14 protein-coding genes are annotated in these 17,216 nt (G+C 49.2%); 10 read left to right on the top strand and 4 right to left on the bottom strand.

All coding sequences use genetic code 11. The features are described from left to right. Window positions 1–18: 18 nt before the first annotated feature. Window positions 19–1,632, bottom strand: a complete 1,614-nt coding sequence (locus AACH41_RS05010; RefSeq protein ID WP_338657179.1) for a hypothetical protein — start codon at window positions 1,630–1,632, stop codon at window positions 19–21. 207 nt (window positions 1,633–1,839) lie between these two features. Here AACH41_RS05010 and AACH41_RS05005 point away from each other — a divergent pair, with 207 nt between their 5' ends. From AACH41_RS05005 to AACH41_RS04995, 3 genes are all read left to right on the top strand, one after another. After that, window positions 1,840–2,313 carry a hypothetical protein gene (locus tag AACH41_RS05005; protein ID WP_194747104.1) on the top strand — a complete coding sequence of 158 codons (474 nt, stop codon included), beginning with the start codon at window positions 1,840–1,842 and terminating at the stop codon, window positions 2,311–2,313. 110 nt (window positions 2,314–2,423) lie between these two features. Then, window positions 2,424–4,199, top strand: coding sequence for a dihydrolipoyl dehydrogenase (lpdA, locus tag AACH41_RS05000; protein ID WP_338657176.1), 1,776 nt, complete (start codon window positions 2,424–2,426; stop codon window positions 4,197–4,199). A gap of 102 nt (window positions 4,200–4,301) precedes the next feature. After that, complete coding sequence (locus tag AACH41_RS04995; RefSeq protein WP_338657174.1) at window positions 4,302–4,832, top strand: hypothetical protein; 531 nt, start codon at window positions 4,302–4,304, stop codon at window positions 4,830–4,832. Window positions 4,833–4,899: 67 nt separating this feature from the next. Here the strand turns inward: AACH41_RS04995 and AACH41_RS04990 are convergent, their stop codons facing one another. From AACH41_RS04990 to AACH41_RS04980, 3 genes are read right to left on the bottom strand one after another with little or no spacing between them, the layout of a single operon-like run. After that, on the bottom strand, window positions 4,900–5,781 hold the full coding sequence (locus AACH41_RS04990) for an SPOR domain-containing protein (protein WP_338657171.1): 882 nt from the start codon (window positions 5,779–5,781) through the stop codon (window positions 4,900–4,902). A gap of 13 nt (window positions 5,782–5,794) precedes the next feature. Then, complete coding sequence (locus tag AACH41_RS04985) at window positions 5,795–6,595, bottom strand: type III pantothenate kinase (protein ID WP_338657169.1); 801 nt, start codon at window positions 6,593–6,595, stop codon at window positions 5,795–5,797. Continuing rightward, window positions 6,592–7,581: a biotin--[acetyl-CoA-carboxylase] ligase gene (locus AACH41_RS04980; RefSeq protein WP_338657166.1), complete on the bottom strand. Its 990-nt coding sequence runs from the start codon at window positions 7,579–7,581 to the stop codon at window positions 6,592–6,594. Before AACH41_RS04980 ends, AACH41_RS04985 begins: the two co-directional genes overlap by 4 nt. A 167-nt stretch (window positions 7,582–7,748) precedes the next feature. Here AACH41_RS04980 and AACH41_RS04975 point away from each other — a divergent pair, with 167 nt between their 5' ends. The 7 genes from AACH41_RS04975 (at window position 7,749) to AACH41_RS04945 (ending at window position 17,205) form a co-directional block, all read left to right on the top strand. Further along, window positions 7,749–9,530 carry a glutamine--tRNA ligase/YqeY domain fusion protein gene (locus tag AACH41_RS04975; RefSeq protein ID WP_338657164.1) on the top strand — a complete coding sequence of 594 codons (1,782 nt, stop codon included), beginning with the start codon at window positions 7,749–7,751 and terminating at the stop codon, window positions 9,528–9,530. A 342-nt stretch (window positions 9,531–9,872) separates the two neighbouring features. Further along, window positions 9,873–10,007, top strand: a complete 135-nt coding sequence (locus tag AACH41_RS04970; RefSeq protein ID WP_338657161.1) for a hypothetical protein — start codon at window positions 9,873–9,875, stop codon at window positions 10,005–10,007. Window positions 10,008–10,200: 193 nt separating this feature from the next. Next, window positions 10,201–10,377: a hypothetical protein gene (locus tag AACH41_RS04965; RefSeq protein WP_338657159.1), complete on the top strand. Its 177-nt coding sequence runs from the start codon at window positions 10,201–10,203 to the stop codon at window positions 10,375–10,377. A 93-nt stretch (window positions 10,378–10,470) separates the two neighbouring features. After that, window positions 10,471–12,192, top strand: a complete 1,722-nt coding sequence (locus tag AACH41_RS04960) for an AIPR family protein (RefSeq protein ID WP_338657157.1) — start codon at window positions 10,471–10,473, stop codon at window positions 12,190–12,192. 9 nt (window positions 12,193–12,201) lie between these two features. Further along, window positions 12,202–12,762: a flavin reductase family protein gene (locus AACH41_RS04955; protein WP_338657155.1), complete on the top strand. Its 561-nt coding sequence runs from the start codon at window positions 12,202–12,204 to the stop codon at window positions 12,760–12,762. Window positions 12,763–13,063: 301 nt separating this feature from the next. After that, a complete protein-coding gene (locus AACH41_RS04950; RefSeq protein WP_338657153.1) occupies window positions 13,064–15,226 on the top strand; it encodes an HAD-IIB family hydrolase in 2,163 nt (720 codons plus the stop codon). Window positions 15,227–15,255: 29 nt separating this feature from the next. After that, window positions 15,256–17,205 carry an alpha-amylase family protein gene (locus AACH41_RS04945; RefSeq protein WP_338657150.1) on the top strand — a complete coding sequence of 650 codons (1,950 nt, stop codon included), beginning with the start codon at window positions 15,256–15,258 and terminating at the stop codon, window positions 17,203–17,205. Window positions 17,206–17,216 lie beyond the last annotated feature (11 nt).

Genomic DNA, 17,216 nt, shown 5'->3' with positions numbered 1-17,216 from the left:
TATTGATGAGTTATTGTTTTAAACTGAATGATACGCTGAATCAGCAGCGTTGACTGTCAGCGGAATACCTACTTGTAGGCTTCTGAGAGGTAATATCAGCAAGGCAACACCGCAGACAGCAGTCCACCACCAGGCCATGGTATTCCCTGGCTCCATGATCGCCACGGCCACGGCGCAATTGGCAGCCATGACCAGCAGTGCAGCCACCAGCCAGAATCCAGCATTGACGGCCCCTGTTTGACCAGTCTGAGCGCGTAGCATCAATAAAGAAATCGTGATCACGACCAATGGCAGGCAGACCAAGATGATGGGAAAATCCAGATAGCGCCCATTGACTGCAAGCGCGCCGCTGGTCAGCAAGAATCCGACCGCCAGCAGTCGGAGCGCGGCTTGTTCCAGGCAAGCTTTTGCGTTCAACCCCAGCCAGTGCCGGAGCTGCAAGCCAAGCAGTCCCCACCCCAGCACGGCAAGCCCAGCCAGCATGCTCAGCTCTAGAGAATTACGGGCCGCCAAGTGTACATATTCCAGTTGCAGATAGGCATGCAAGCCCAGCAGCATGCCGCTTAATGCGAGTACCGCCAATTGATTCGCTGGGCGATGGCGATAAAATCCATAGGCAACGAATAGCAGCCCCAGGCCGAGCGCGGCCAGATAGGGTTGCAAGCCATCTGCACGCTCAGCCATCGCTCCCTGCAAGCTGAATTTGGGTTTTAGGTCCGTATCAAGTACGCCCCAATACCCCCCGACCGTGCCCTCCAGCTCACGCTTCCAAGGCTGATCCACGGCTTCAATCACGTTATATTGCCATTGACTCTGCTTGGCGGCCTGCAAAAAACCACGCATATATTTGGCTTGATTGATCGCGCTCGGCTTGGCCCAGAAGCGTTGGCGACCTTGCGATGGCCAGCCGGTTTCACCAATCAAAATAGGTTTTTTAAAGACTGTGCCCAAATGTCCCATCACCGAGGCGGTATGGGCAACCGCCTGATCAATGGCAACTGGCTTATCTTCCCAATAGGGCAGAATATGCACGGTGACGAAGTCCACGTCCTGCTCTAAAGTAGGATGCTTGAGCCAAAACTCCCACACATCGGCATAGGTGACTGGCGCCTTGGTATTGGCTTTCACCCATTGCAGGTAGCCATGCATCTTGGGCTCGGACTGCTCGCCGCGCAACAAGACCTCGTTCCCTACCACAATGCCACGCACGGTCTCCGGATACTGGTTCGCTTGCTGCACCGCTAGCTTGAGCTCTGCCTGGTTGAGATCTTCCAGCCAGCCGATCCAGACCCCAAGAATGACTTTCATGCCCAGTTTTTGCGCGGCCTTAGGCACATAATCCATCCCCTGGCCGACCGAATAAGTGCGCACACAGCGCGTGACTTTGGACAAGGCTTGTAAATCCTGCTCAATCTGCAGTGGATCGACATGCATGTCTTTGACCAGCGGACTCATGCCAGGCTTGTAATAAGGAGAATAAGAGATGCATTGCAGGGGCAACGCATCCGCATCCACCTCAAGCAACACTTGTGGTTGCTGCAATCGCCAGACGTAGTAAACGGAGCCTAGTATAAACAAGGTCAGCCAGACGATGGGTGAAATTCTTGATAACAAACGCTGCAATATGGTCACCTTGTCACGAGGTTGCTAAAAATAGCGGCTATTCTCTCATAAATCACCTAGGCTTGCGCCCTGCTTTTACAAGCTGCAAGCGACAAAAACACTAAAAGAGACTTGGTAAATTATGTAATTGCAATTATGATGAAATGTATTCAAAAGTCTCGCAAAAAACTCAGGCTTTTAAACTTTCTCACGCCAAAAATTTATTTCAGAAGTCATATGAACGTTAAATCCTGTTTAATCACCTTTAGTCTGTTCGCAATTTTTTCATCCACTGCGTTTTCAGCCCCTGCCGCGTCACCGGATTACAGTGGTGAATATTTGTGCAAAGGCAACAATATTGCTGTCGGCGATTATGAAGTGACCATTTATCTCAAAAAGAACCGCCGCAACAGCACAGCACAAGTTTCCGTCTACGAGCTGGCAACACACACGGAAAACAAACAAAGCTACACTGGCCAGGCTATTACCCGTGGCAAGCAGTTGGCGATGACCTTTAAACTGTCTGATGCCAAATATGCAGAATTCTCTACCGGCATGGGTCAATTCAGCAAAGTGGGCAAGGCCGGCTGGACCTTTAAAAACGATTATTACGAACCAGATGATACGGGCGGCAATTACGGCCATGAAACCTGCACCATGAAGCCAGCCACAGCGGTTAAACCGGTCACAACCGCCCCCGCCAAACGCTGATGCACGATGTGATTGAAACATCTATCGGGACAATCAAGCAGTGACAAGCCAAAAGTGCGGTTGTTCTTTTGGTGATAAAATAGCAAAACTAACGCATACATAAGGTTTTCATGAGTCAAATGGTTGAAATAGTGGTGCCGGATATCGGCAATTTTGACAGTGTCGATGTGATTGAAGTGCTGGTCGCCGTCGGCGATACCGTGGCCAAAGAAGATTCCCTCATTACCGTGGAGTCTGACAAAGCTTCCATGGACATTCCTTCCTCACATGCAGGCGTGGTCAAGGAGTTAAAAATCAAGGTGGGTGACAAAGTCGCCAAAGGCAGCCTGATCTTGCTGCTGGAAAGTGCTGAATCAACCACGACAGCCGCACAACCTGCTGCTGCACCAGATACACAAACCACCGCTGCAGCGGCGCCCGCTGCCAACGTCACGGCAGCCCCTGCCCCAGCGGTACCGACAGGTAATCATGATGTCACCTGCCAGGTCATGGTATTGGGCTCCGGGCCTGGCGGCTACACTGCCGCCTTCCGTGCAGCCGACCTTGGCCTGAAAGTGGTTCTGGTAGAACGCTATCCAACACTTGGTGGCGTCTGTCTCAATGTAGGCTGTATCCCTTCCAAAGCCTTGTTACACACGGCTAAAGTCATTACTGAAGCGCAAGAAACCGAACACCATGGCTTGCGCTTTGGCAAACCGGATATTGATCTCGACAAACTGCGCAACTGGAAAGCTAACGATGTCGTCGGCAAGCTGACTGGTGGCTTGGCCCAGATGGCTAAGGCGCGCGGTGTCACTGTGGTCAATGGCGTCGGTAAATTCACCAGCCCAAACCAGATTGCCGTCACCGGCGCCGATGGCAAAGTCACCCTGGTCGGTTTTGAGAATGCGATTATTGCCGCAGGTTCACAAGCCACCAAATTTCCGGGGGCGCCTGAAGATGAACGCATCATGGACTCCACTGGCGCACTCGCTCTTGCCGATATCCCAGGCCGTATGCTGGTGATTGGCGGCGGCATTATCGGCCTCGAAATGGGGACGGTCTACGACGCGCTGGGCTCTAAAGTGAGCGTGGTGGAATTTATGGACGGCCTGATTACCGGTTGTGACCGCGACCTGGTGCGTCCGCTGCAAAAACGCATGGAAAAACGTTTTGAAAGCATTATGTTGTCGACCAAAGTCACCAAGATCGAAGCCAAGGCGGATGGGATTTATGTAGACTTTGAAGGTGCAAATGCGCCGCAAGAGACGCAAAAATATGACCGCGTGCTCGTTTCTATTGGTCGCCGCCCGAATGGTAAAAATATTGGTGCCGAAAACGCTGGCGTGGTCGTCGATGACCGTGGCTTCATTAGCGTCGACAAACAAATGCGTACCAATGTCCCACACATTTTTGCGATTGGTGATATCGTTGGCCAACCCATGCTGGCCCATAAAGCCACGCATGAAGCGAAAGTAGCCGCAGAAGTGATTGCCGGTCACAAGGTCGAATTTGTCGCCAGTGTTATCCCTTCCGTCGCCTATACGGACCCAGAAGTGGCCTGGGTGGGCCTCACCGAAACCGAAGCCAAAGCCAAAGGCATTGAGATCGAAAAAGCCAGCTTCCCGTGGGCTGCCAGTGGCCGCGCCTTGTCTATCGCGCGTACCGAAGGCGCAACCAAACTGATTTTCGACAAAGACACTCACCGTGTGATTGGTGCCGGAATCGTTGGCGTCAATGCTGGCGAGTTGCTGGCTGAAGCTGTGCTGGCGATTGAAATGGGCGCCGATGCGCATGACCTGGGTCTGACCATTCATGCTCACCCCACCTTGTCTGAAACAGTATGCTTTGCCGCTGAACTCAAGGAAGGCACCATCACCGATATGCTGCCACCGAAAAAGCGGTAAACATAAATTTATTAACATCTCTTACTAAAAATATACCTGCCCTCTATAATATTAGTTAACTCCTGCTCACGGGAGTTAACTAATAACAACATAAGGGAGTATATGAAATATCATCACGTCGCTTTTGTGATGGCAAGCAGCCTTCTTTTTTCGGGTTGTGCGTCGATTACCAAAGATTCAAATCAACCGATTCGCGTTGAAACATACAACAAACAAGATCAACTCGTTGAAGATGCCAAATGTACGGCAAAAAATGAGCGCGGTGAGTGGTCCACCAAAACACCGGGTAGCCTGGTTGTGCATCGCTCTGGTCAAAACCTCGAAATTAAATGTCAAAAGGATAATGCAGAGTCTGGTTTTGCTGTTCTGGTCTCCAGAGCCAATGGCGGGATGTGGGGTAACATTCTGTTTGGCGGTGGCATAGGCGCGATTGTTGATCACAACAAGGGGACGGCTTACAGCTATCCAGACTGGGTAAAAGTGATTTTAGGCGATAGTCTTGTGTTTGATCGTAAAAACAATGTAGATAATCAAATCATGACAGGCCTGAAAGCCAATGGGGATTTGCTGAAGAAAATTCAAGAAGATAAAGCCAAGGAAGAAGAAGCGGCCAAAAAAGCAGCACAACAGTAGGACTGATTATCAAAAAACCCGCGAATGCGGGTTTTTTGATGTCTATCGTTTTAACGCCTTGTGAATTTTAATTACAAGGTATTTCTTTAAGCACGGCATCTGGAAACTGCGAACGCGCTTTTTGTAAACCGGCAAGTTGTTGTGGCGAGACCTGTTGCAATTTGATGACCGCCTGGCCGCCATTGCGGGTCGCTTTAATCAACAATTTTACCCCCTTGTTTTTGAGGTCTAGCATAAGCTTATCGGCCAGCTTTTCATCACGAAAAACTCCGAACGAGATCGCGTTCCGCCATTTGGGGTCGTCTTGCACAACAAAGAAATCCTCCACACCGAGTTTACGTAATTCATCGGCTTTGATTTGCGCAGCCTCGGCAGAAGGTAGCGGCGGTTTATAAATCCAGTAACGCACATTATCCTGCGGACTGCCGATCAGATTGGTATGAGTCTTGATATTGAGTTGCTGTGCCAGGCTCAAGGCTTCATTCAAGCGCGCGGTGTTGAAGCTGCTCCACTCATAGCATGCGCCAGCCGTCGCGGTATGTTGTTCTGCGGGCTTAGCCGACGGGGCTTTTTCTGCCTGCTTTGCTTCAGCGGGTTTCGCTTCTACCACTTTGGAGCTCACGGGCTTGTTAGGCTCAGGAGATTTTTGCTCAGATGGCTTGGTTTCAGGCCATTTAGTTTCAGCACCCTGGACATCTGGTTTTGACACTGGCTCACTGGCAGGCCCATGGTTATCAGCAGGCTGCACTACCGAATCGGAAGGCTCGTTTACCGCTGCCTCTGGATGGCGTGTGGGGTAAGACAGCAATGACTGCTCGGTGAGGATTTTAATTTGCTGTGGCTGGAGCTCTGGTTTAAGGCTACTGACGGCAGGTGACAGGGCATCGCGCTCAAAATAAGCAAACACCACCACATTCAGCAATACCAATATCCAGAATATTTTTTTCATTCTCTTATACTTTTCATTCGTCTGAACACTCAGCCAGGCAGGCCAATCCCTTTAATACCAGATTATCCACAATAATCGCCTGTGCTGACAATGCATGCGGCAAATATCTGACGATTAAATCTGCATCGCCGCCACTCATGAACAATAAAGGCACATGACCCAGCTGCTGGCACAAGCGCGCATATTGGGCAGCCACCGAAGCAGCCAGCGCCTGCACGCAGCCCACCCACATGGCATGCTGGCTATTTTGCGCAAAGCCCTCCGTGCCAGCGTCAAGGTCGGGATAGGCATAATCGAGTTGCGCCGCCCCTTGTTGCAAACTTTGCCACATCAGTCGCAAGCCAGGCTGGATACTGCCGCCAGCAAACATCGCCTGTACTTGTTTGAGCTCTTGCTTAACTTCTTGCTTGACTAGCAGCGCATCCATCGTCATTGCGGTACCCGCACTGACGACCAATGCTGATTTTCCCTCGCTACGCCATACCGCTAACAGGCTGCACCAGCGGTCGCTACCCAGTTGCGAAGGTTGACTGTAGCTGTTTTGCAAACCCAAGGCTAAAGAGGTGGCGACAATAGCTTGCAAACGTTGATCCCGCTCGGGCAAGGCTTGCAGCCAGCGCTCGCCCGCCACATTGCTTAAATAGATCCGGCTCGCCTTAGCAATTGCGGCGTGCAAGGCTTGCGCCTGTGCGGTGCCCTCAAACCAGTCTTGATTATCCAGGGTATTGATCTGCAGCGCTGTCGGCTGGCTCGATTGCTCAGGACACCAGGCCCATTTGGTGCGGCTATTGCCGGCATCAATCAGCAGTTTCATGACGCACTCCGCACGCTGATTTCGCCTGCGTTAAAGCGCTGAATACCGGCAGCGGTTTCCACCAGCAAACTGCCCTCTTCAGCTACGCCAACCACGCGACCGGGAACCGACTGGCCATTGGCTAACAGCAGATTCACAGCTTGCTGCTCAAAAGCATGATACGCCGTCCACTCGGGCTGAAAATAGACAAAACCATGCTCGGCAAACAGGCTTAAGTGTTGCGCCAACTGGTTCAAGCAGTGGCCGAGCAAGTGGTTAGGGTCTACAGGCGCACCCGACAACTGATTTAGGCCCATCGCCGCCTGGTCAATCTGCTGTTGTAAGTCAGCCTCCAATTCCAAATTGAGGCCTATGCCGATCACCGCTGCACTTGGGCCTTCCATATCCCCCTGCAGCTCAATCAGAATCCCGCCCAGCTTGTGCCAACTGCCCGCTTGCAACACCAGCAAGTCATTCGGCCATTTTAAGCGCACGCTGGTTAAGCCCATCGTGTGCAAGGCCCGCACTAATGCCAAACCGACCACCAGACTCAAGCCAGACAAGCCAGCCGCACCACATTGAAAGCGCCAGAGCAATGAAAAAGTCAGGCTACCACCCAATTGAGAATGCCAGGAACGGCCGCGTCGACCGCGCCCGGCTGTCTGCATATGCGCCGCCACACAGGTCGCATGGGCAATACCGCGCGCACTCTCCTGCATTAAATAGCGGTTAGTGGAATCAACCTGCGCCAGCACTTGCACATGAAACCAGGGCGCATACTCGCCACAGGCCTGGGTAATTTGATCTGCATCGAGCAAGGTCAGCGGCTTGGGCAAGCGATATCCGCGTCCACGGACTGAAAACACCTTGATGCCTAGCTGCTCAGCAGATTGAATCGCGTTATATACCGTGGCGCGCGTGACGCCAAAACGCTGGGCCAAGTCTTCACCAGAGTGAAATTTACCATCCGCCAGCACGGCCAGAATAGGAAATGCCAGCTTGTTCATAACAACCGGTGAGTGGCGATAATCATGCGTATATTCATAGCCCGCAGTGTAGCATACCCGCCCTGTCAGGCCGGGCGATAAAAGCCCGAAACGCCCTGTATTAAGCGTTTTGGGTCAGGTCGCTAACCGTGTAAAATAAGCACACTTTAGCAACTTCAAGAACCGCCATGTCTACACAAAAAGAACCGATCCCCGCCGCCTCCAATTTTATTCGTGCCATTATCGAAAAAGATCTGGCCGAGCACAAATATGCGACTAAAAAATGGGCAGGTAGCCCCGGTGATGCTGCACACCAATCTACCGGGCAGGTCGATTTTGCCAAAATCCGCACACGCTTTCCGCCAGAGCCTAACGGCTACCTGCACATTGGCCATGCTAAATCCATCTTTTTAAACTTTGGCCTGGCGCGTGATTACGGCGGTGTTTGCCATTTGCGCTTTGACGACACCAACCCGGAAAAAGAAAGCCAGGAATATGTAGACAGCATCTCTGACATGGTGCAATGGCTGGGCTTTGGCTGGGACAACGCCACGCCCAATGGCAGCAAAGAAAATAATCTTTATTTTGCCTCGGATTATTTTGATGTGATGTACCAAGCCGCAGAAGCGCTGATTACCAATGGTCACGCCTATGTCGACGAACAAACCGCCGAAGAGGTACGTATCAACCGTGGCACACTGACTGAGCCAGGTAAAGATTCGCCTTACCGCAACCGCAGCGTAGAAGACAACTTGCGTATTTTCCGTGAAATGCGCGATGGCAAGCACCCAGATGGCAGCATGTTGTTGCGCGCAAAAATCGATATGGCCTCGCCCAACATCAATATGCGCGACCCGGCCATTTACCGCATTCGCCGCGCGCACCACCACAACACCGGCGACCAATGGTGCATCTACCCGATGTATACCTTCGCCCACCCAATCGAAGATGCACTGGAGCAAATCACCCACTCCATCTGCACGCTAGAGTTTGAAGATCAACGCCCGTTTTATGACTGGCTAATGGCGCGCCTGGTTGAAGCTGGCTTGCTGGCCAACCCGGTGCCTTACCAATATGAGTTTGCACGCCTCAACCTGACCTATGTCGTGCTCTCCAAGCGCAAGCTGATTCAGTTAGTCGAAGAAAAACATGTGACTGGCTGGGATGACCCACGCCTGCCGACGCTGGCCGGTGCTCGCCGTCGCGGTTACACGCCAGAAGGCTTTAAGCTGTTTACAGACCGTATCGGCGTCTCCAAGGCAGACTCCTGGATTGATTACAGCATCCTCGAAGACTGCATGCGCGAAGTCCTCAACGAATCCGCACCACGCAAAATCGGCGTGCTCGACCCGATCAAACTGGTGATTGATAATTACCCAGAAGGCCAAGACGAAGATTGCTACGCCCCTAACCACCCGCAAAACCCTGAGCTGGGCAAACGCGTGGTCAAACTCTCCAAAGAGCTGTGGATAGAGCGCGAAGACTTTATGGAAGAACCTTCCAAAGGCTACTTCCGCCTGTTCCCAGGCAACATGGTGCGCCTGCGATACGGCTACGTGGTCAAATGCCTCAGCTGTGAAAAAGATGCAGCTGGCAACGTCACCACCGTGCATTGCGAATACCTGCCAGACACTAAATCCGGCACGCCGGGTGCGGATAGCGTCAAGGTCAAAGGCAATATCCACTGGGTCAGCGCTAACCACGCTTACACCGCCGAAATCCGCCTGTACGACCGCCTGTTTAAAGAAGCCCACCCGGGCAGCGGCGACAAAGACTTTTTAGAAGACATTAACCCGGATTCTGTCAAAGTCATCACCGCCCAGCTTGAGCAAAGCGCCCAGGAAGCCAACCCAGGCGACAGCTACCAGTTTGAGCGTCATGGCTATTTTGTCGCGGACAGAAAAGATAGCGTGACTGGCAAGCCAGTGTTTAACAGAACGGTAACGTTGAAGGATACTTGGCAGAAATAATGGATAAGAGCCACGCCAATCATTCATCTTTCCCTCAAAGGCGGGAACTCAGCTTGGATGAGCAAGCGTGGCTAACTATTTCCAAGCAACGTCTGGATGACATCCTTTCCAACAAGGTAAAAACCATCCCAGCCGAAGTCGTTTTTGAAAGAATTGACCAACTTCTAGGCCGATGAAAAAAGTCATCATTATGCAGGTCCAAACAGCGCAGGAAAAACTACCTTTGCCCGTGAATACTTGCCTAATGAGGCCAATTGTCCAATCTTTATCAATGCCGACCTGATTGCGGCCGGGTTGGCACCCTTCTCTCCTGAAACCGCAGCCGTCAAAGCGGCAAGACTCATGCTGAAAGAAATTGAGTTGAATGTAAAAGCTGGCAACAGCTTTGCCATTGAAACCACGCTTTCAGGCAAACCTACGCCAAAGATATTGTTACATGGAAAAAACTTGGCTATCACATCACGCTTGCTTTCCTGAGCCTACCTGATCCAGAAATCGCGATAGCCAGAGTTGCCGCATGTGGACATAATATCCCTGAAGGCACCATCAGGCGTAGATTCAAAGCAGGTTTAGAAAATTTTCATAAGCTTTATAGCTCTCTAGCAAACTCATTGATTTTGTATGACAATTCAGGCAACGAACCTAAATTAACATCACGAGGTTTAAATCTATGACTGAAAAAGAAAATTTGATAGAGAAAGAGTTTAAGGACATAGAGCAAGCTTTACGTCGCGCAGCTCAAACTGCAAAAAGGCTAGCTGAACAAAACGGTACGCCTTATGTAGTAATTACGACATCGTTTAATCAAATAACTTTTTCACATGAATCTACAAAAAATCAGCCATAAATTTTTTGTACTTTAATCTTTGAAACCTCAAAAAGCTAAATAAACTCATGTATCACACCATTAATAATTAATTAAAATTTGGGATGAATTAGTATGGATAGAATAACGAAATCTCTAGTTGTTGATTTCTTTGAATCTTCGCAGATAAAGCAAGTTGATGATTCAAAAGATTTTGAGTTGTTTTGTAATTACACAATAATTTCTAACGAATACAATAAAACTTTCGATGTTGAGTTGGTTACCATCGGTTCGGGGCATGACACGGGTATTGATGGAATAGCTATCGTGGTCAACGGTTATTTAATTGAAGAGATAGAAGAAATAGATGATCTTTTACAAAAAAATGGCTATTTAGAGGTCACCTATATTTTTATACAGACTAAAACATCCTCTAACTTCGAAGCAAAAGAAATTAATACGTTTTACTTTGGTGTGAATGATTTTTTTTCAGAATCACCACAACTCCCTAGAAATGATGATATTAAACACTTCGCCGAACTTTCAGACCATATTCTGGCACATGCGTCTAGCTTTAAAGAAAATCCAAAATGTAAAACCTTTTTTGTTACAACAGGTGTAAGAAACGAAGACGATGAAAATATTAATGCTGTTTTATCACACAATAAACGTCTTCTTGAAAACTACAACCTTTTTGAAGAGGTTCAAGTTCATACAATTGGGGCAAACGAATTAGGCAAGCTATATAGAAAAACAAAAAACCCAATTTCGGCATCTTTTGTTTTTGTTAACAAAGTAACCCTTCCAGAAATTGAAGGAATCAATCAAGCTTATTTAGGATTATTACCGTTTTCTGAATTCAGGAAAATCATTATTGATGAGAATGACAACATTCACAGCGTTTTTGATGACAATGTGCGCGACTTTCAAGGAAGCAACAACCCAGTAAATAAAAGTATTTCTGAAACACTTAAGGATAAAAACTCCAAACTTTTTAGCGTGCTAAACAACGGAGTTGCAATTGTAGCCAATTCAATAAAAACTTCTGGAAACAATTTTACTATTACTGACTATCAAATCGTGAATGGTTGCCAAACAAGTAGTGTTCTTTATGAAAATCGCAACAATCCAACATTAAGTGAAATTAATGTCCCAGTTAAATTAATCGTAACCGATAATGAAGATGTCAAATCTCAAATTACAGTTTCTACAAACAATCAAACAGCAATTAAGAAAGAACAACTCACCGCAATGTCAGATTTCCAAAGGAATCTTGAGCAATACTATGATTCAATAGAAGTGGGTGAAAAATTATTTTATGAAAGGCGTGCTAAACAATATAGTTCAGACAAGAATGTTGTAAAAAGAAAAATTATTACTGTTCCAATCCAAATTAAGTCATTTTTGTCAATTGTTAATCAAAATCCTCATTTAGTTACAAGTTACTTCGGAAGTCTTATAAAAAATATAGGTGAAGATGGCTCTGGAATTTTCGAAAGAAACCATCAATATGGAATGTATTATCTTGCAGGTTTAGCATTCTATAAATTAGACGCGTTATTCAATTCAAGTGAACTAGATAAAAGGTATAAAAAGATTAAATTCTTTTTAATTATGCTCATTCCTAAGATTGCATCAAAAGAAAATTTACCACCTATGACTAGTCAAAGAAAGGTCGAAGCTTATTGCACTCCAATAATTGAAAAACTCAATGACCCAATAACGTGCAAAAAGATATTTGAAACTGCTATTAAGATCGTTGAAAGATCAGGACAAAATATTGATGACAAACAAATACTAAAATCTAGAGCAATGACCGAAAAAATATTGGCGGCATATGCGAATGAAAAAGTTTAATTTCAAACCATGAATCCCGTTGAATTCAATTTAAAATTTGCAACACGTCTCATTAATCATGGTCCTACATCCATAATCACCTCAATCCACGATGGAAAACCAAACATCATGGCTGCCGCCTGGGTCTGCGCTTTAGACTTCAATCCACCTAAAGTAACGGTAGTGATTGATAGCAAAACCTACACGCGTGAACTGATTGAAGCGGAAGGTACTTTTGCCATCAACCTGCCTTGCGTCAAGCAAATTGAGATGGTGAAAAAGGTAGGTAGCATCAGCGGCCGCGATTTGGCAGGCACAGACAAGTTTGCGGAATACGGCATTGAGACCTTTGCCGCACAAGAGATTAGCGCGCCACTGGTGAAGGAGTGCGTGGCGTGGCTGGAGTGCAAGATTATCCCCGAGCCGCATAACCAGAACACTTACGATTTATTTATTGCTGAAGTGGTGGCGGCACATGCCGATACACGGGTGTTTAGTGACGGCCGCTGGCATTTTGAGGGACATGACGAGTTACGCACCATCCACCATATTGCTGGCGGCGCGTTCTATGCTACTGGTCAAGCCTACTAGCCTCTAACTCATGCAAAAAATCAGCCCTGCCCTCTTGGTCAGGGCTTTTTTATTGCCTGCGATCTTGTTAAAAGTTGAAACTTTTTATTTTAAATTGATGTCAATTTATTAGCCTGTAGTTGAAATAGGGGTATTACAGGCCTGATATCCCGCTTATTTCCCTCGCGGAAAACATGGATGCAAGTAGCATCTTTCAATCTAATGGACGTAGAGTCCTGCAGCATTTTTCATCATGATCAATTGCAGTTGCCAGGCCTGAGGTGCAATTGCCTTGCTTTGTGGTGAGCCAGTGGAGGTAGCCATGCGTGTGAATAAAAAAGAACCCTCAGAATCCTTGTACGTGCTGCTAATCAGCGTACATGGTTTGATTCGTGGCCAGCAACTTGAGCTGGGCGCGGATGCCGATACCGGCGGGCAATGCACTTATGTACTGGATTTGGCAAATGCGTTAGCGGAGCATCCGCAAGTCGGCAAGGTCGACCTGATGACGCGGTTGATCGACGACCCGCAGGTGGCGAGCGATTATGCGCAGCCTGAAGAGAAACTTAGCGATAAGGCCCGCATTATCCGCTTTCCATGCGGGCCCAAGCGCTACATCCGCAAAGAGTTGTTATGGCCACATCTGGATCAGATGGTGGACCGTTGCCTACACTATTTACGTCAACAAGGCCGCTTGCCAGATGTGATCCATTCCCACTATGCCGACGCCGGCTATGTGGGCCGCCAGTTGTCTATGCTGCTGGGCATTCCGCTCATTCATACTGGCCATTCACTGGGCAAACCCAAGCAGGCGCGCCTGCTTTCCAGTGGCCGCAAGGCAGACAAGATTGAAAAGCAGTTTAATTTTGAGCGCCGCATTGCCGAGGAGGATGCGCTGATTCAGCATGCTTCGATGATCGTGACCAGCACACGCCAGGAGGTTGAGCTGCAATATGGCATGTATGCGCAAGCCGATCATCAGCGCTTCCGCGTCATCCCGCCCGGTACAGATACATCGCGCTTTTCGCCGCCAGGCCGCCGAGCAATACCAGCAACGCTGGAGCAGAGTATCCATCGCTTTTTGCATGACCCGAAAAAGCCGATGATTTTGTGTATTTGCCGGCCCGAGGTGCGCAAAAACATCAAGGGCTTGCTAGCCGCCTATGGCAGCCACCCGGCGCTGCAAAAGAAGGCTAACCTGGTGCTGGTCGCCGGTAGCCGAGAGCGCATTCGAGACCTGGAAAAATCGCAGGCACAGGTGTTGAATGAATTGCTGCTGGATATTGATGCCTATGACTTATGGGGCAAAGTAGCAATTCCCAAAAGTCATGCGCAAGAAGATATCCCAGAGCTGTACCGCATGGCGGCCAAAAGCCGTGGCGTATTTATCAACGCCGCCTTTACTGAGCCTTTTGGGCTGACCTTGCTCGAAGCCGCGGCTTGCGGCCTGCCGGTGATTGCGCCAGATGATGGCGGCCCGCGCGATATTCTGGCCAATTGTCATCATGGCTTGCTGGTAGACACACTCAATAGCGATGCGATTGCAGACGCACTGCTCTCAGCTCTCACGGATAAAGCACGCTGGCGCAAATGGGCCAAGAGCGGCGTCTTGAACGTCAAACGCCATTACACCTGGGCGGGTCATGTGAACAAATATGTCAGAGAGGTACACCAACTGCTAAGAAAACAACGCAAAAATCTGCGCAAGCAGCAAGTCGCGCTGCATCAAGGCAAGTCACCGATCCCGCTGGCAAAATATGCATTTATAACAGACATAGACAACACCTTGCTTGGCAACCAACAGGGGCAGCTTGACCTGGTGGAATGGCTGGTGGCCAATGTCGGCTATAACATTTTTGGCATCGCCACCGGGCGCCCACTGGAGAGTGCGATTGAGATATTGCGTAAAAACAATATTCCTATCCCGGATGTGCTCATTACCTCCGTCGGCTCGGAAATTCACTATGGGCTCAACCGCACGCCAGATATCGGCTGGGCTAACCATATCCGCCATTTATGGCGACGTGATGACTTGCTAAAAGCGTTAGCGGAGTTGCCTGGGCTACGTCTGCAATCTGCTGAAAATCAGCGTGAATTCAAAATTTCTTATGTGGTGGATGCCAGCAAGATGCCGCCTGTGAAAAAAATCCGCCAGCATCTGCGCAAGCAGGGGCTGCACGCGCAAATCATTTATTCACACGGTGAGTTTCTGGATATCTTGCCGGTTCGCGCTTCCAAAGGCCATGCCATCCGCTATTTGTCTTACAAATGGGATTTGCCACTGGCCAACTTCTTGGTGGCAGGCGACTCTGGCAATGATATTGAGATGCTGATGGGCGACACCATGGCCGTCGTAGTGGGTAACCATAGCGAAGAATTGGCACATTTAAAAGGCATGCCACGGATCTTTTTTGCCGAGGCCACGCATGCGCACGGCATTCTGGAGGGCATGCGCCATTATAAATTCGGCAGTGCAACAGCCTGAAATAATCAGATCAACAAGGACCTCGATACATGTACGAACAAATTTCCCACGCGGTGTTGAACGAGATTCTGTCTTCGTTCAAACAACCGGCTGGCAAAGACTGGCACTATTTTTATACTCGGCTGGGTGCTAACTTTTACGCCATTTATTCGCTGTTTCAGCATCTTTATGGTCAGCGCGAAGACTTTAAGCCACAACTGGGGCGGCTGGTGGAGGTGCTGGCGACACAATATGCACAGCGCGCGCCACATTTGCGCGCAAAAGACCTGGAGCGCGAAAAAAACCATGACTGGTTTATGCAGCAAAAGTGGGTAGGCATGGCGCTCTACAGCCAGGGCTTTGCGGGCAGCCTGGCAAATATGCGTGACAAGCTGCCCTATATGCAAGATCTCGGCATCAATCTCGTGCATATCATGCCGATTTGTGACTGCCCGGCGCATGAGAATGATGGCGGCTATGCGGTGCGCGACTTCAGGAAAGTGGATGCGCGCCATGGCACGATGGAGGATTTGGAACAGTTGATTGCCGCCATGCAGCAGTGCGGAATCCTGCTAACGCTGGATGTGGTGGTCAACCATACCTCAGATGAGCATGCCTGGGCGCAACAAGCCAAACAAGGCAACCAGACCTATCAGGATTATTACTTCATGTATCCTGACCGCACGCTGCCTGATCTGTTTGAAAGCGCCATGCCGGAAGTGTTTCCTGAACAGGCCCCAGGCAGTTTTACCTTTAACGCCGACACCGGCAAATGGGTGATGACGGTCTTTAATCATTACCAGTGGGACCTCAACTACACCAACCCTGCTGTGTTCATTGAGATGGTGGACATCATCCTGTTTTGGGCAAACAAGGGCGTAGATATTCTACGGCTGGATGCCGTAGCGTTTTTGTGGAAAAAAATCGGTAGCAGCTGCCAGAACGAGCGCGAAGCCCACCTGATTTTGCAATTGCTCAAGGATTGTTGCCAGATTGCAGCCCCCGGTGTGATCTTTATTGCCGAAGCGATAGTTTCGCCAACAGAAATTATCAAATACTTTGGTGAAGATGCCATTAACGCCAAGGAATGTGAAATTGCCTATAACGCCACGTTTATGGCACTGCTTTGGGATGCAGTCGCCACCAAACGGACCGTATTACTGACCAAGGGCGTGGAGGACTTGCCGGAAAAACTGGACCGCGCAACCTGGCTCAATTATGTGCGCTGCCATGATGATATTGGTCTGGGCTTTAGTGATAAAGCCATTATCGAAGCCGGATTTGAACCGGTGTCACATCGCCGCTTTTTGGTCGATTATTACACCGGACATTACCCTGAATCGAATGCACGCGGCTTTGCCTTTGGCGTCAACAAAAAAACCGGCGATGCCCGCATATCTGGTGCGCTGGCGTCACTGGCCGGGCTGGAAATGGCCCTGCAAACACAGGACCTACTGGCAATTGAAAATGCGATCAAAACCATCGTCTTGTTGCATAACCTGATTTTGTCGTTTGGCGGAATCCCGCTGATTTACTATGGCGATGCGGTTGGTACGCTTAATAACGACAGTTATCTGCAAGATGAAAACAAAATGCACGACAACCGCTGGGTACACAGACCGACACTGGACTGGGAGGTGATGGCGCGTCGTCACCAGCCAGGCACCGTCGAACAACGGATTTTCAGCCAGATCAAGCAACTGATTGCGATCCGCAAGGAGACTTCAGCCTTTGCCGATTTAAACAACCGCGCGCTGATTACACAAGACAATCCGCACCTGTTCGCCTTCCACCGCTATGTGCCATCGGGCATGCATGCCAACGTGGTGGTAATCGCCAACTTTGCCACACAAGCGCAGCAGGTCAACCTGCAGCCGTTTAAGCAACGCGGCCTGTTTAAAGCCAGGATGATGACGGATTTATGTAGTGGTTCAACGATCTCCACCGAGCAGGAGACTCTAGAAATCCCGACCCTGACCGCTTACTGGCTATCCAGTTAGTGCATTTACTT

Source organism: Methylophilus sp. DW102, assembly GCF_037076555.1.
In the GTDB taxonomy this organism is placed as follows: Bacteria; Pseudomonadota; Gammaproteobacteria; order Burkholderiales; family Methylophilaceae; genus Methylophilus; species Methylophilus glucosoxydans.
Note: the sequence above shows the minus strand (reverse complement) of the source record. Positions and strands in the feature narration are given on the sequence as shown.